Origin of the sequence: Blattabacterium cuenoti (genome assembly GCF_014252015.1) — a bacterium.
GTDB classification, from domain to species: domain Bacteria; phylum Bacteroidota; class Bacteroidia; order Flavobacteriales; family Blattabacteriaceae; genus Blattabacterium; species Blattabacterium cuenoti_U.
In genome coordinates this window covers 86,708-102,224 of the sequence record NZ_CP059206.1, presented here as the reverse complement: position 1 = coordinate 102,224, position 15,517 = coordinate 86,708, and the positions used below count along the sequence as shown (strand labels likewise).

Genomic DNA, 15,517 nt, shown 5'->3' with positions numbered 1-15,517 from the left:
ATTTATATCAGAATACGAAATAAATCTGGATTTTTATTCAAATATTGAAAATGAACTTTATGTTTTTTCATTCTTCCTATCAATCCGGAAAATTCGTTTTTATCTGCTAATTCTATTCCTATTACTGCTGGGCCTTCTTCTTTAGAAGTTTTCTTAGAGTATTCAAAATAAGCAATGTCGTCTTTTGGCCCTAAAATATTATTAACAAATTCTTTTAAAGCGCCAGCTCTTTGAGGAAATTTGACAATAAAATAATGCTTTTTTTCTTCATACAAAAGAGATCTTTCTCTTATTTCTTCCGTTCTGGTAATGTCATTATTTCCTCCACTTAGAATACATACGATAGTTTTTCCCTTTATTTCATCAGAATAAAAATCTAAAGCCGCTATTGAAAGAGCTCCAGCTGGTTCTGCTACAATAGCTTCTAAATTGTACAAATCTAAAATTGTTGTGCAAACTTTTCCCTCTGGAACAGTTCTTATATCAAATAATATTTGATTGCATATATTAAAATTTAATTCTCCTACTTTTTTTACTGAAGCTCCATCAATAAATCTATCTATTGTTTTTAACTCAACAATTTTACCTTTTTTTAAAGAATAACTCATAGATGGAGCCCCTTGAGGTTCTACTCCTATAATTTTAGTTTTAGAACTAAACTCTTGAAAATGACTACCCACACCAGAAGCTAATCCTCCTCCCCCAATAGGAATAAAAATATAATCTATATCCAAAACAGATTGTTGTAGGATTTCTAATCCAACCGTAGCTTGTCCTTCAATAATTTTAATATCATCAAAAGGATGAATAAAAATTTTTGCATTTTTTTTACAATCTTTCATTGCTTCATAACTAACTGCATCAAAAGTATCTCCTATAAGAATAATTTCAATATATTCTTTTCCAAACATTTTGACTCTTTCTACTTTTTGTTTAGGTGTAGTGCTGGGCATGTAGATTTTTCCAGGTATTTTTAATATGTTACAAGAATAAGCAACTCCTTGTGCATGATTCCCTGCGCTAGCACAAATAATTCCTTTTTTAAGTTGTTCTGTATGAGATAAACTTTTTATTTTATTATAAGCTCCTCTAATTTTGTATGAACGTATGATTTGCAAGTCTTCTCTTTTCAGAAAAACATTAGCTTTATATTTTTCTGATAAAAGATAATTTTTCTGTAATGGAGTTTCATAAATGATATCTTTTAAGATATTTTTGGCTTTAATTATTTCTTTGTAAGAAGGAAAATATCCTTTAAACTTATTTTTCAATATTTTAAAAATAAAATGAGTAAATATTATTGGTTTTTATCTTTTTCTTCCGGTCTAAGATTACGAATGATGGATCCTACTTTCCACAATTCACTTTTTTTAAGATTTTGCAATTCTTTTTGTAATTTTTCTCTATAATTTATATCACTATTAGCTTTTATAATTCTTTTTGCTTCGTTTCCAGAATAAACTTCATGATATAATTCTTGAAATATTGGAAAAGTAGCATCTCTAAATTTTTTCCACCAATCTAAAGCTCCTCTTTGCGCAGTCGTAGAACAATTAGCATACATCCAATCCATTCCTTTTTCCGATACTAGTGGCATTAAACTTTGAGTTAATTCTTCTACAGTTTCGTTAAAAGATTCTGAAGGAGAATGTCCTTTTTCTCTTAATATTTGATATTGCGCAGCAAAAATACCTTGTATTGCTCCCATTAAAGTTCCTCTTTCTCCTACTAAATCAGAATAGACTTCATTTTTAAAATTTGTTTCAAATAAATATCCAGAACCTATTCCAATTCCAATTGACAAAGTTTTTTCTAAACTATTTCCACTATAATCCTGATAAATAGCATAACTAGAATTAATTCCTTTTCCTTGTTTAAAAAGTTTTCTTAAACTGGTCCCTGATCCTTTGGGAGCTACTAAAAAAATATCTATATTTTTAGGAGGAAATATTTTTGTTTGATCACAAAAAGTTAATCCAAATCCATGTGAAAAATATAAAGATTTTCCTGTAGTTAAATATTTATTAAGAGTAGGCCAAAAAGATATTTGTCCTGCATCTGATAATAAATACATGAGTATAGTTCCTCTTTCAGAAGCTTCTTCCAAAGAAAAAAGATTTACATTTTCTATCCATCCGTCTTTTAACGCTTTTTTCCAAGAAGAAGAATGTTTTCTTTGTCCTACTATCACTTTAAATCCATTATCTCTTAAGTTCATAGATTGTCCAGGCCCTTGAACTCCATAACCTAATATAGAAATAGTTTCTTTTTTTAAAATTTCTCTAGCTTTAGATAATGGAAATTCATCTCTCGTAATAATAGTTTCTTCTATAGATCCAAATTTAATTTTCATATTTTATAATTTTTATTTAATTGTTTAAATTGATTAATTTAATATGTCGCTAGTGGTAAATCCATTTTTTTCCATGGATTTTTTATGGAATTTTCTTCTTCTAGTTTAGAATAGTAAACATGAATAATTCCAACTAACTTTTCTATTAATTTTTTGATTTTAAATAATTCATCTTCTTTACATTCTAAATCGAGAACATATTGAACATTATTGATTGCTTCATTATCATTATTACTAGATACATTAATATGATTAGTTTTTATATTTCTTCGATTTAATATAATAAGTATTCTACTTAATAATCTTGTTTCTTTTTCTCCTAAAATTATTATTCTGAATTGTTGCTTCATAGAGTTATATATTTATTAATTATGTTAAACGAATTTCATCTACAGCTGCTCCTGCAGGAATCATAGGAAAAACATTATCTTCTTTTTCTATTACAATTTCTAATAAAAAAGCTTTTTCATGATTTAATGCTTTTTTTACTGATTCTTTTAATTCTTCTCTTTTCTTCACTTTTTTTGCTTTAATGTTATAAGCATTAGCTAATTTTATAAAATCTGGATTAACTAATTCTGTACATGAATAACGTTTATCAAAAAAAAGTTGTTGCCACTGACGTACCATTCCCAAAAAATTATTATTTAATAATATAATTTTTACGGGAATATTATTTTGTAAAATAGTCCCCATTTCTTGTATTGTCATTTGGATCCCTCCATCTCCTACAACGCAAAGAACTTGCCTATCTTTGGCACCTAATTTAGCCCCTATAGAAGCTGGTAAAGCAAATCCCATAGTTCCTAAGCCGCCAGAAGTTATTTGACTTTTTTTGCAGGTAAAATTGAAATATCTTGAAGCAATCATTTGATGTTGTCCTACGTCCGTCACAAGAATTGCATTTTTTTGTTTGTATAGATTGATCCACTTGATCACTTCACCCATAGTAATCCCCTTTTTTTTTGGATTTAGATCTCTTTGTATTACAATGTCTTTTTCTTTTTTTTTAAGATGAAAAAATTTATCAATCCATTCTTGATGAATAGATTTATTAACATAAGAAATCAATTTTTTTAAAGATGCTTTACAATCTCCTAAAATTGGTATATGACATGAAATATTTTTATTTATTTCTGAAGAATCTATTTCTAAATGAATAATTTTAGCTTTTTTAGCATATTTTTTAACATCTCCAGTTACACGATCGTCAAATCGCATCCCTATTGCAATGAGAATATCACATTGATTAGTTAAAATATTGGGAGCATAATTTCCATGCATTCCTAACATACCTACATATAAATGATGATTACTATTCAGTGCTCCTAATCCTAATAGTGTGCTAGCTACCGGGATACCAGTTTTTTCAACAAAATTTTTGAACTCTTCTTCTGCTTCAGCTAAAATTATCCCTTGACCTACAAGAATCAAAGGTCTTACTGCCGAATTTATTAAATTTGCAGCTTCTATTATTCTTTTGTTTTCTATACAAGGATACGGATGAAAATTTTTCATATATTCGCAACGTGTATAGTGAAATACAGTTTTTTGAAACTGAGCATCTTTAGTAATATCTATTAATACAGGTCCTGGTCTTCCTTTTTTAGCTATAAAAAATCCTTTTTGAATTGATTTACAAATATCTTTAGCTTTTAATACTTGAATATTCCATTTAGTTACAGGAATAGAAATATCTATAATATTTGTTTCTTGAAAAGCATCAGTTCCTAATAAATGAGAAGAAACTTGTCCAGTAATACAAACAATAGGAGTACTATCTATCAAAGCATCTGCCAATCCAGTAATCAAATTAGTAGCTCCTGGACCTGAAGTGGTAAAACAAACCCCAATCTTTCCAGATGCTCTAGCGTATCCTTGTGCTGCATGAATAGATCCTTGTTCGTGACGCATGAGAATATGCGAAATAGAATTTAAATAATCGTGTAAAGAATCATATATAGGCATAATAGCACCACCTGGATATCCAAATATATATTCTACCTCTTCATATAAAAGTGCTTTTATTACTATTTCTGATCCATAGAATAACTTTTTTTCCATACACAACTAAAATTGATCTGTAATGCATCCTTCAGAAGCTGGAGATACCATTTTTGTATATTTATATAAATATCCTTTTTGAATTTTTAATAAAGGGGGAATCCATGATTTCCTCCTTTTTTGTATTTCTTCATTTTCTACTTCAAGAGTAATGGTATTATTTTCCGTATCTATTTTAATGAAATCATCATTTTTTACTAGAGCAATTAATCCTCCAGATTGTGCTTCTGGAGAAATATGTCCTACAACAAAACCATGTGATCCTCCTGAAAATCTACCATCTGTAATAAGAGCTACTTTTTTTCCTAATCCGGATCCCATAATGTATGATGTGGGTTTTAACATTTCTGGCATTCCTGGACCTCCTATTGGACCTACATATCGAATAACAATGACAACTCCAGGTAAAATTTTATTATTTAAAATAGCTTGATTTGCTTCTTCTTCTGAATTAAAAACATTTGCCTTTCCCCTAAAAATTGTTCCTTCTTTTCCTGTAATTTTAGCTATAGCTCCTTCGGGGGATAAATTTCCATACAAAATTCTAATATGTCCGTTTTTCTTTATGGGATTATCTAAAGAATGAATAATTTTTTGATTAAAAGTTATATTGGGAATATTTTTCATATTTTCAGATAATGTTTTACCAGTAACGGTTAAACAATCTCCTGATAATATTCCTTCATTCAATAAATATTTTATAATGACAGGCATTCCTCCTATATACATATGAATATCCTCCATTAAGAAAACTCCACTAGGTTTTAGATTTCCAATAAGAGGAACTTTATTGCTAATTTTTTGAAAATCTTTTAAAGAAAAATCAATATTTGCTGATTTAGCAATAGCTAAGAAATGTAAAACTAGATTTGTAGAACCTCCTAAACACATAGCTAATTTCACTCCATTTTTTATAGAAGTTTTTGTGACTATATCTTTTGGTTTTATTTTTTTTTTCAACAGATTTTTAATGTATATAGAAACCTCTTTACATTCCATCTTTTTATTTTCACTTGTTGAGGGAGAAGATGAAGAATAAGGAAGCATCATTCCCATAACTTCTAAAGCAGAAGCCATAGTATTGGCTGTATACATACCTCCACAAGCCCCTGGTCCTGGACAAGAATGTTTTATTATATTTTTATATTCATTTTCAGTAATTTTACAGGTATTTTTTTTACCTAAAGCTTCAAAAGAAGATACTACATCTAATTTTTTTCCATTATAATAACCGGAAGAAATACTTCCTCCATATACAATGATGGATGGTCTATTTAATCTAAGCAGAGCAATCATAACCCCTGGTATATTTTTGTCACATCCAGGGATGGCTATTACTCCATCATAATGATGAGAATCCACTACAGTTTCTATACTATCTGCTATAAGTTCTCTAGAAGGAAGTGAATATCTCATTCCTGATGTTCCCATAGTAATTCCATCACTTACTCCTATAGTAGTAAATTGAAATCCTACTAAATTTTTAGTTATAACCGATGATTTTATTTTTTTAGCCAATTGATCTAAATGCATGTTACAAGGATTTCCTTCGTACCAATTACTTACTATTCCTATCTGAGCCTTACAAAAATCTGATTCTTTCATTCCTGTGGCATATAACATAGCATGTGCCGCTGGCAAATTAGGTTCCTTTGTGATTTTTTTGCTAAAATCGTTAATTCTTTTTTTCATGAAATATTTTAATAAATCAAAAAGCCCTACTAATCTATCAAGTAGGGATAAAAAATAACACCAAACTTGAATAGTTTTATAAAAAAAACTAGACAAATTATAAATTATATAATATGCAAAAATATGAAAAAAATAGATTATATAAAAGCGGTTTTTAGGTATTTATTTTTATAATATTATTAATTTTTGACTAATTAATGAATATATTATAAAGTTTGCAATAAGAAATTATTTAAATTAAAAAAAACGAAATTTTATACTTATAAAATATATTCAATTTTTGAAAAAAATATAAAATATGAAATGATAGCAATTACTCCTGATCCTATCAATTCTTTTCCAATATACCAAACTGCAAATTGTCCTTCCGTAATAGCACACTGCATGTTATCAAACTCAATAAACATTCCTTTTTTTGTTTTATATAATTTTGATTTTTGTAACGGTTGTCTGTAACGAATTCTACAAAACACATTCATTTTTTCTCCTTCAAAAAGAGTAAGATCTTCCCGTATCCAATGAATATTCTTTTCCTGAATAAATAAAGATTTTCTATACAATCCTGGATGTTTTTTCCCCATACCTATATAAACAATATTTTCTTCTACATCAGTATCTATCACAAAAAGAGCCTCTTTGTAACCTCCTAATGCTATTCCCTTACGTTGACCTTTAGTAAAATAATAAGCTCCTTGATGATATCCAATTATTTTCCCATCTGATTTTTTGTATTTTTTTTTTCTTGATAAAAAAAATAATTCTTCTTCTTTAGAAGGAAAAATTTTTTTTTCTTGATATATTGAAGCATTAGAATTAATGTAAACTATTTCTCCTTTTTTTGGAAAAATTCTTTTTTTCAAAAATTTTGGCAAATTAATTTTTCCTACAAAACATAAACCTTGAGATTCTTTTTTATAAGCGTTCCATAATTTATGCATTTCTGCAATTTTTCTAACTTGATTTTTAGTTAGCGAACCTAATGGAAATAAAGATTTTTTCAATTGATATTGCGTTAATTGACATAAGAAATATGATTGATCTTTATTAAGGTCTTTTCCAATTAAAAGACGATAAATTGTTTTTCTATTTTTGACAATTTTTTCTTTATTAACATAATGTCCTGTAGCAATAAAATCCGCTCCTAAATCAAGAGCTTTTTTCAAAAAAATGTTAAATTTTATTTTTTTATTACATAAAATGTCTGGATTAGGGGTTTTTCCTAATCTATATTCGTCAAACATATAATTTATTACATGTTTTTTGTATTCATTTTTCATTTCAATTACTTGAAAGGGTATATTTAACTGTTTGGATACTAACATAGCATCAATACTATCTTCTTTCCAAGTACATTGATATTGATTAGAATTTTCCTCTTCCCAATTATGCATAAACAAGCCAATAACTTCATAACCCTTTTTTTTAAGAATTAATGCAGCAACACTTGAATCTACTCCACCTGAAAGTCCAACTACTACTTTTTGCATAAAAGTTCATAAATTTGTTTAATTTAATTCATATGATATGAATAAGTGATCATAATCATATTAAAATCAATCAAAATAGAATGAAATAACGCAATAAAAAATTCTTAATAAAAAAAAAAAAAGTAGAATCAATCAATAAAAATTGATCTTATAAATTAAGAAAACATCTCTCTTACACGATCAAAAAACGATTTTTCTGAATTACCAGGATGAGGAAGAAAATTTTCATTTTTTCTCATTTTTTCAAAAAATTTTCTTTGTTCTTCATTAATTTTTTTTGGTGTCCAAACATTAACATGGATTAAGAGACTTCCGTATCCATATCCTTCAAGATTAGGCAATCCTTTGTTTTTTAATCTAAGTGTCTTTCCTGATTGTGTTCCTGGATCTATTTTTATTCTTGCTTTTCCATTAATAGTAGGCACTTCTTTTAACGCTCCTAATATTGCATCTGGAAATGATATGTACAAATCATAATGAAGATTAATCCCCTCTCTTTTTAGTTTAGAATGAGTAATTTCCTCAATTAACACAATCAAATCACCAGGAATTCCTCCAAATGGGGCTTCATTTCCTTTTTCAGAAACTTTCAATTGAATTCCTTCCGTAAGACCTGCGGGAATTTTAATATTCACTAACTCTTCTTCTTTAATTAATCCATGTTTATTAGCTCCATAAGGAATATTTTCAATAATTTTTCCAGTTCCAGAACACATACCACATTGAGAAGTCGTTTGCATTCTTCCTAAAATAGTATTGGTAACTCGTATTATTTGACCTGTTCCATTACAAGATATACAATCTTTAAATTGTGTTCCTTTGGCTACTTTAAGTCTTTTAACTTTAACTTTTTTTTCTACTCCATTAGCTATTTCTTCTAATGAAAGTTTTACTCTGATTCTTAAATCACTTCCTTTAATAGTTTTATGTCTGCTTGATCTTCCAAATCCAAAACTAGAAAATCCTTCCCCAAATGCATCAGCGAAAATATCTCCAAAATTTGCAAAAATATCTTCCATGTTCATTCCTGAACCCGATCCACTTCCTTTTATTCCAGAATGTCCAAATTTATCATAACGTTGTCTTTTTTCTGAATTGCTTAAAACTTCATAAGCTTCAGCCGCTTCTTTAAATTTTTCTTCTGCTTTTTTTTTATTATCTAAATTCTTATCTGGATGATATTTTATTGCTAATTTTCGATAAGCTTTTTTAATTTCTTCTGGAGAAGCATTTCTAGAAACTCCTAGTACTTCGTAATAATCTTTTTTCATCATGAAGATAAAAATTATTAATTATTTTTTCCGGTAATGACTTTAGCATGTCGTATCACTTTTCCTTTTAGAATATATCCATTTTCTATGGTTTCTATAATCTTTCCTTTTAAATCTTCTGTCATAGCTGGAATTTGTGTTATAGCTTCATGAAAATCCGTGTTAAAATCATCTCCTTTTTTTATTTTTATTTTATTTAATCCTTTTTCTTTTAAAATTTTAATAAGTTTTTCCTGTATCAAAAAAACTCCTTTCACAAGATATTCATCTTTAGATTTTTTTAATTCTTTGATACCTCGTTCAAAATCATCCAAAATTGGAATTAAATCTATAAGAATTTTTTCATGAACATTTATAAAAATATCAAATCTTTCTTTTTGAATACGTTTTTTATAATTTTCAAATTCTGCAAAAAGACGCAAAAATTTATCTTTTTCTTTTTCTAATTCTTTTCTAAGAAATTCGATTTCTTTTTTTATTTCTATTTCTGATGAATCATGTATTTCTTCTTTACAGGATGATCTTTCATCATATATATCATTAGATGATTCTGACTGTTTTTCAGTGTTTTTTTGATTGATATTCATAATATAAAAAATATTATAATTCTATGTATTTTTTAGCAAAAGATTTGCCAAAAATTATAATTATGTCATTATGACATTCTCAAAATCAATCTATAGAATTGAATTTCAAATGTTTTCTAATCCAATTTAATCTCTCATGAGCTATACTCTTTGCTTTTTTAGCACCTAAAGCTAAAATATGATCTAATAAAGGCTTATTTTTCATAAAAGAAAAAAATTTTTTTCTTTCCGATGAAAATTTATGAATAATATATTCGTATAATGCAACTTTAGCCTCAAAATATCCATATCCTCCTTTTAAATATCTTTTTTTCATAATTTCTATCTTTTCTAAAGGAGCAATCAAACTGTATAAAGACATGATATAATCTGTTTCAGGATCTTTCTTTTCTTCTACAGATTTACTATCTGTACGGATACTCATTATTTGTTTTTTCAAAACTTCATCTGAAGAAAAAATATTGATATAATTTTTTTGAGATTTACTCATTTTCTTTCCGTCTGTTCCTAGAACAAACATATTTTTTTTTTGTAAAAAAGCATTAGGTAATACAAATAATTTTTTTCCTATTTTTTTATTGAAAAAATAAGCTATACGACGAGCTATTTCTATATGTTGTAATTGATCTTTTCCTACGGGAATAATTTTTGCATTGTAAAGTAAAATATCAGCAGCCATTAAAATAGGATAAGTAAATAAACCCACACTTATTTTTTCTATTTCTTTCATTTTATTTTTTTTAAAAGCATGTGATAATGCAAGTCTTTGGTATGGGTAGAAACAATTGAAATACCAGGCTAATTCAGTAACGTATGAAACATCAGATTGTCTATAAAATAAACAATTATCTATATCTAATCCAAAGGCTAACCATGCAGCAGCTATTTGATAAGTGTTATTTTTTATTATTTTTATATTTTCTATTTGAACCATAGAATGTAAATCCGCTATAAATATAAATGAAGAATGTTTTGCTTTTTTATTAGCTATGGATATAGACGGAATAATAACGCCCAAAATATTACCTAAATGAGGAATCCCTGTGCTTCTAATTCCTGTTAACATTTTTTCCATAATAATAATTGAAATTCTTTTTCTATTTTTTTTTACTTAAAGATTCTAATCCGCTAATAATTTCAAGGATTTCTTTAGTAATGGTAGTTTGTCTCTCTTTATTATAATTTAACATTAAATCCTGTTTAATATTATATGCATTTTCCGTAGCTTTATGCATAGATATCATACGAGATGTATGTTCTGACATAGTGGATTCTAAAAAAATTTTTAATAATTTCGCATCTAAAAATTTTGGAATTAGTATATTCAATATTTTTTTTTGAGAAGGTTCTAAAATATATAAAATTTCTGACCTTTTTCTTTTAAAATTTTTATCAGTAATTGGAAGAAACTTTTCTATTATTACTTCTTGAAATAAGGATTTTTTTAAATGATTATATATTAAATAAATTGAAGAAATTTTTTTTCTTAAAAAATCTAAAATGAACTCTGATCCCAAATATTGTATTTTTTGATTCGATAAATTGTTACTAATCCAACTTTTGTTGTACATATTATATTTATTACATAAAAAATCGAATCCTTTTTTTCCAATAGCAAAAAATACACACTCATTATGTAAATATTCTTTTTTTTGAAAAAAATGATTAATTTTTTCAAAAATTAAAGAATTAAAAGAACCACATAAACCACGATCAGAAGTAAATACAATAAATAATTTAATTTTTCCTTTCTCTGCAAAATATTGATTATTATTTAAAATATTTTCATATTCTGTAAATACAAGATCTAAAAAAACTGTTTCTATATAATCTAAATAAACTTTTGCTTGCGTAAGCTGATCTTTTATTTTACGTAATTTTACTATAGAAACCATTTTCATAGCTTCTGTAGTTTTTATAACGGATTCTATAGATAATATCCTTCTTTTGATTTCTTTTGGATTAGACATATGATAAAAAAAATTTAAGAAACATATTGATCACTTAATTCTAAAGCTACTGTTTCTAATATATCAGATATTTTTTCATCCAAAATTCCACTTCTTAAAGAAGTTAAGACATTTTCATGTTTTTCTTTTAAATAAAAAAGATATTTTGTTTCAAAATCTGAAATTTTATCAATAGGTATTTTTTTAAGAAGATTTTTAGTCCCAGCATAAATAATAGCGATTTGATCTGCTATATCATAGGGTGTATGAGGAGGTTGTTTTAATATTTCTATGTTAATTCTTCCTTTTCTCAAAATGTTCATAGTAGATCTATCTAATTCAGAACCAAATTTAGAGAAAGATTCTAATTCTTTAAATTGAGCTTGTTCTAATTTTAGAGTTCCAGATATTTTTCTCATAGATTTAATTTGTGCAGATCCTCCAACACGAGAAACAGATATACTTTCATTAATTGCAGGACGAATTCCAGAATGGAATAAATCTTTTTCTAAAAAAATTTGACCATCTGTAATGGAAATAACATTAGTAGGAATGTAAGAAGATATATCTCCAGATTGAGTTTCAATAATTGGCAATGCAGTTAAAGACCCTCCTCCTTTGATTTGTTTTCTAATAGAAAATGGTATATCATTCATTTTTTCAGCCATTTTCTGATCAGTTATAATTTTAGCTGATCTTTCTAAAAGACGAGAATGTAAATAAAAAACATCTCCTGGATAGGCTTCTCTACCAGGTGGACGTCGTAATAATAGAGAAATTTCTCTGTAAGAAACCGCTTGTTTTGAAAGATCATCATATACAACTAAAGAAGACCTACCTGTGTCTCTAAAATATTCTCCTATAGCTGTTCCAGAAAATGGGGCGAAAACTTGCATTGAAGCTGGATCCGAAGAATTTGCACAAACTATAATTGTGTAAGACATGGCTCCCTTTTCTTGTAAAATTTTTGAAATTCTTGCTATTGTAGAACCTTTCTGACTAATAGCTACATAAATGCAATAAACTGGCTTATTTATTTCAAAAAATCTTTTTTGATTTATAATAGTATCAATAGCTATAGTTGTTTTCCCAGTTTGTCTATCTCCAATAATTAATTCTCTTTGTCCTTTTCCTATGGGAATCATAGAATCTATAAATTTTATACCTGTTTGAATAGGTTCTTTAATAGGTTCTCTGTAAATAACACCTGGAGCTTTTCTTTCCAAAGGCATTTCAAATAATTTTCCTTCTATAGGACCTTTTCCATCTATAGGATTTCCTAATATATCTACAACACGACCTAACATACTTTCTCCTACTTTAATAGAAAATATTTTTCCTGTTCTTCTTACTATATCCCCTTCTTTCAAATTTTTTGATGGACTAAGTAAAACAATGCTTACATGATCTTCTTCAAGATTCAAAACCATACCTTTTGTTTCATCATGGAATTCTACTAATTCTCCGTAAAAAGCGGAATTTAATCCGAAAGATCTCACAACTCCATCTCCCATTTGAACAATCACACCAGTTTCAGATAATTTTGATTCAAATTGAAAATTTGATAATTCTTTTTTCAGAATTGATGATATTTCAGAATATTTTAAATCTGACATATGAAAATAAAAACTTTTATTTAATTTTGAAATATTTTTTTAATACTGAACAACTGTTTCTGAACACTAAAATTCCATTCTTTATATCCTACACGAAATATAAAACCTCCAATAATAGATTGATCAATTTTATTAATGATATGAAATTTTTTTTTGTTAGTTATTATTTTTTTTGCAATTATTTCTTGTATATCCTTATTCAAAGGAATAGCAGAAGTAATAATAGATTTTATAAATCCTTTTTGATTTTCTTCGTATATTTTTTGATATTCTAAAAAAATTTCTTGTAAAAAAGTTTCTCTCTTTTTTAGAATTAAAAGTTTAATAAATTGAAAAAGCAAAACATCAAAAGTAAAAAATATTTTTTTAAATATTTTTATTTTTTTTTCAGAGTTTAATAAAGGAGTACTAATAATTTTACCTATATCTAGATTTTTATTAAAAAATAAAGATATTTTTTTTATCTTATGGTAAAAAACTTCATGATTCCTCATATTCATAATAGAATACTCAAAAAGAACTCTAGCATAATGTTGAATTATTTTTTTATATGAAAACATTTTTATCCAATTCAATAAAATTAAGATAATTTTTCTACTAATTCTTTTATAAATTTATTTTGTTTATCGTTTTGATATAATTCTTTTTTTAATATTTTTTCTGCTATCTGAATAGAAATATTTCCTATTTTATTTTTTAATTTAGAAATTGCAATTTCTTTTTCTTTTTGAAGATTTTTTCTTGTTTCTTCTATAATTTTGATCTTTTCTATCATTCCTTCTTCTCTAGCTTTCGATTTTATTTTTTCTTTTATTTGAATAGCTTCTTTCAAAATCATGTCTCTTTTCACACGAGTTTCCTTTAAAATTTGATTTTTTTTATCTTCTATATATTTTAACTCTTTTTTCACTTGATCAGCTTTTTCAATAGATATTTTAATTTCTTCTTCTCTTTGATCAATAAAATTCATGATTGGTTTCCAAGCAAATTTTGAAAGAAAAAAAATAAGAAATATAAATATTATTGATTGCCAAACAATTAATCCAATAGAAGGTGTAATTAAATCCATTTAAATTTCATTTAAATACAGCTAATAATGTAGTAACTATACCAAATAACGCGGCTCCTTCAATTAGTGCAGCTGCTATAATCATAGCATTTTGTATTTTATTTGAAGCTTCAGGTTGTCTAGCAATAGCATTCATTGCAGAACTTCCAATATTTCCAATGCCTAATCCAGCCCCTATTACTGCAAGACCAGATCCCAAAGCAGCTAAACCTGAATAAGTTAAATCTATATCCATATTATTAATATTTTTTTAATGCGTTTCATTATCATAATTTTTAACAGACATTCCTATAAGTAAAGCAGATAAAGTTGTAAAAATAAAAGCCTGTAAAAAAGCAACCATAATTTCTAACATAGAAATAAAAAAACCAAAAATTATAGAAAAACCAGCTATGAAAAAATTTTTAAAAATAAAAATGAGACAAATAAAACTCAAAATAATTATGTGTCCAGCAGTGATATTAGCAAACAATCGAATACATAAAGTTAATGGACGAATAAAAATTCCAATCAATTCAATAGGAGCTAATAAGAATCTAATTCCCATTGGAATACCTGGCATACAAAAAGTATGTTTCCAGTAACTCGTGCTTGCATTTATATTGGATATAATAAATGTCATTATAGCTAACACTAATGTAACATTTATGTTTCCTGTTACATTTGGAAATCCGGGAATAATACCCATTAAATTATTAATTAATATAAAGAAAAAAGATGTTAATAAAAAAGGAAGAAAAGTTTTATATTTTTTATTTCCAATATTAGGAATTGCAATCTCATCCCGTATAAACAAAATGAAAAATTCTAAAACAATCCCCAAATTCCATTTCACTTGATGATTTAGATAACTACATTTCATTCTTATAAAAAGATAACATAACAAAAAAGAGGACATCAAAATGGATATCACATTTTTTGTAATAGAAAAATCCCAAGGTTTATCATTTTTTGGAATTCCTTTCGAATCTACATATAGTCTTCCACTATTATTAGTTTTATATATTTTTCCTCGAAACATTTTATAATATCCATATTTTCCTTTTACTATATTTTCACATGAAAATTTTGATGAAGAAAAAAATTCTAATCCATCGTTCCATAAAATAACTGGCAAAGAAAAAATAATTCCATGATTATGAGTTCCTGCAATATGCCATTCATGAGAATCACTTACATGATTAAAAATAGTACTAGCTATATCCATTTTATTATTCTTTTTATCCTTATCCATTCTAATATTAGTATTAGTAGTATTAGAAGATTCAACCAAAAAAAACAAAAAAAAGAATAATGAATATATTATTTTTTTTGAAATCATTATTAAATGATAGAAAAATAGAAAACAAATTTATATTTTTTCCAAAAAAAATGTTGTTTTTTTATAAAAAAAATTTTTTTCAAAAATTATATTTTCATTTTTAGTACA

General features: G+C 26.4%; 15 protein-coding genes. All 15 read right to left on the bottom strand.

Annotated features, from left to right (window positions below; all coding sequences use genetic code 11):
- Positions 1-2 precede the first annotated feature (2 nt).
- The gene (gene ilvA / locus H0H50_RS00430; RefSeq protein ID WP_185867219.1) at positions 3-1,271 is read right to left on the bottom strand and encodes a threonine ammonia-lyase; all 1,269 of its coding nucleotides are present in this window, start codon (positions 1,269-1,271) and stop codon (positions 3-5) included.
- A 26-nt stretch (positions 1,272-1,297) separates the two neighbouring features.
- Positions 1,298-2,353 carry a ketol-acid reductoisomerase gene (gene ilvC / locus H0H50_RS00425; RefSeq protein WP_185867218.1) on the bottom strand — a complete coding sequence of 352 codons (1,056 nt, stop codon included), beginning with the start codon at positions 2,351-2,353 and terminating at the stop codon, positions 1,298-1,300.
- 38 nt (positions 2,354-2,391) lie between these two features.
- Positions 2,392-2,703: an acetolactate synthase gene (locus H0H50_RS00420; RefSeq protein ID WP_185867217.1), complete on the bottom strand. Its 312-nt coding sequence runs from the start codon at positions 2,701-2,703 to the stop codon at positions 2,392-2,394.
- A 19-nt stretch (positions 2,704-2,722) separates the two neighbouring features.
- A complete protein-coding gene (gene ilvB, locus H0H50_RS00415) occupies positions 2,723-4,417 on the bottom strand; it encodes a biosynthetic-type acetolactate synthase large subunit (RefSeq protein ID WP_185867216.1) in 1,695 nt (564 codons plus the stop codon).
- 6 nt (positions 4,418-4,423) lie between these two features.
- The gene (ilvD, locus tag H0H50_RS00410; RefSeq protein ID WP_185867215.1) at positions 4,424-6,109 is read right to left on the bottom strand and encodes a dihydroxy-acid dehydratase; all 1,686 of its coding nucleotides are present in this window, start codon (positions 6,107-6,109) and stop codon (positions 4,424-4,426) included.
- Positions 6,110-6,369: 260 nt separating this feature from the next.
- Complete coding sequence (mnmA, locus tag H0H50_RS00405; protein ID WP_185867214.1) at positions 6,370-7,596, bottom strand: tRNA 2-thiouridine(34) synthase MnmA; 1,227 nt, start codon at positions 7,594-7,596, stop codon at positions 6,370-6,372.
- 155 nt (positions 7,597-7,751) lie between these two features.
- Entirely contained in the window at positions 7,752-8,870 is a 1,119-nt protein-coding gene (gene dnaJ, locus H0H50_RS00400; RefSeq protein ID WP_185867213.1) for a molecular chaperone DnaJ, read from the bottom strand.
- A gap of 14 nt (positions 8,871-8,884) precedes the next feature.
- Positions 8,885-9,454: a nucleotide exchange factor GrpE gene (locus H0H50_RS00395; protein ID WP_185867212.1), complete on the bottom strand. Its 570-nt coding sequence runs from the start codon at positions 9,452-9,454 to the stop codon at positions 8,885-8,887.
- Between the two features lie 85 nt (positions 9,455-9,539).
- Positions 9,540-10,529, bottom strand: a complete 990-nt coding sequence (trpS, locus tag H0H50_RS00390; protein WP_185867211.1) for a tryptophan--tRNA ligase — start codon at positions 10,527-10,529, stop codon at positions 9,540-9,542.
- A gap of 22 nt (positions 10,530-10,551) precedes the next feature.
- Complete coding sequence (gene atpG / locus H0H50_RS00385) at positions 10,552-11,424, bottom strand: ATP synthase F1 subunit gamma (RefSeq protein ID WP_185867210.1); 873 nt, start codon at positions 11,422-11,424, stop codon at positions 10,552-10,554.
- 14 nt (positions 11,425-11,438) lie between these two features.
- Positions 11,439-13,019 carry a F0F1 ATP synthase subunit alpha gene (atpA, locus tag H0H50_RS00380; protein ID WP_185867209.1) on the bottom strand — a complete coding sequence of 527 codons (1,581 nt, stop codon included), beginning with the start codon at positions 13,017-13,019 and terminating at the stop codon, positions 11,439-11,441.
- 20 nt (positions 13,020-13,039) lie between these two features.
- Positions 13,040-13,579 carry an ATP synthase F1 subunit delta gene (atpH, locus tag H0H50_RS00375; protein ID WP_185867208.1) on the bottom strand — a complete coding sequence of 180 codons (540 nt, stop codon included), beginning with the start codon at positions 13,577-13,579 and terminating at the stop codon, positions 13,040-13,042.
- Between the two features lie 20 nt (positions 13,580-13,599).
- Entirely contained in the window at positions 13,600-14,088 is a 489-nt protein-coding gene (gene atpF / locus H0H50_RS00370; protein WP_185867207.1) for a F0F1 ATP synthase subunit B, read from the bottom strand.
- Positions 14,089-14,095: 7 nt separating this feature from the next.
- Positions 14,096-14,323 (bottom strand): ATP synthase F0 subunit C, encoded by a 228-nt coding sequence (gene atpE, locus H0H50_RS00365; protein WP_185867206.1) that lies wholly within the window; start codon positions 14,321-14,323, stop codon positions 14,096-14,098.
- A 15-nt stretch (positions 14,324-14,338) separates the two neighbouring features.
- Entirely contained in the window at positions 14,339-15,409 is a 1,071-nt protein-coding gene (atpB, locus tag H0H50_RS00360) for a F0F1 ATP synthase subunit A (RefSeq protein WP_185867205.1), read from the bottom strand.
- Positions 15,410-15,517 lie beyond the last annotated feature (108 nt).

Bases quoted from the DNA above. Each gene is read 5' to 3' on its own strand.
- ilvC (WP_185867218.1), bottom strand. From the start codon at position 2,353: ATGAAAATTAAATTTGGATCTATAGAAGAAACTATTATTACGAGAGAT.
- H0H50_RS00420 (WP_185867217.1), bottom strand. From the start codon at position 2,703: ATGAAGCAACAATTCAGAATAATAATTTTAGGAGAAAAAGAAACAAGA.
- ilvB (WP_185867216.1), bottom strand. From the start codon at position 4,417: ATGGAAAAAAAGTTATTCTATGGATCAGAAATAGTAATAAAAGCACTT.
- ilvD (WP_185867215.1), bottom strand. From the start codon at position 6,109: ATGAAAAAAAGAATTAACGATTTTAGCAAAAAAATCACAAAGGAACCT.
- mnmA (WP_185867214.1), bottom strand. From the start codon at position 7,596: ATGCAAAAAGTAGTAGTTGGACTTTCAGGTGGAGTAGATTCAAGTGTT.
- dnaJ (WP_185867213.1), bottom strand. From the start codon at position 8,870: ATGATGAAAAAAGATTATTACGAAGTACTAGGAGTTTCTAGAAATGCT.
- H0H50_RS00395 (WP_185867212.1), bottom strand. From the start codon at position 9,454: ATGAATATCAATCAAAAAAACACTGAAAAACAGTCAGAATCATCTAAT.
- trpS (WP_185867211.1), bottom strand. From the start codon at position 10,529: ATGGAAAAAATGTTAACAGGAATTAGAAGCACAGGGATTCCTCATTTA.
- atpG (WP_185867210.1), bottom strand. From the start codon at position 11,424: ATGTCTAATCCAAAAGAAATCAAAAGAAGGATATTATCTATAGAATCC.
- atpA (WP_185867209.1), bottom strand. From the start codon at position 13,019: ATGTCAGATTTAAAATATTCTGAAATATCATCAATTCTGAAAAAAGAA.
- atpH (WP_185867208.1), bottom strand. From the start codon at position 13,579: ATGTTTTCATATAAAAAAATAATTCAACATTATGCTAGAGTTCTTTTT.
- atpF (WP_185867207.1), bottom strand. From the start codon at position 14,088: ATGGATTTAATTACACCTTCTATTGGATTAATTGTTTGGCAATCAATA.
- atpE (WP_185867206.1), bottom strand. From the start codon at position 14,323: ATGGATATAGATTTAACTTATTCAGGTTTAGCTGCTTTGGGATCTGGT.
- atpB (WP_185867205.1), bottom strand. From the start codon at position 15,409: ATGATTTCAAAAAAAATAATATATTCATTATTCTTTTTTTTGTTTTTT.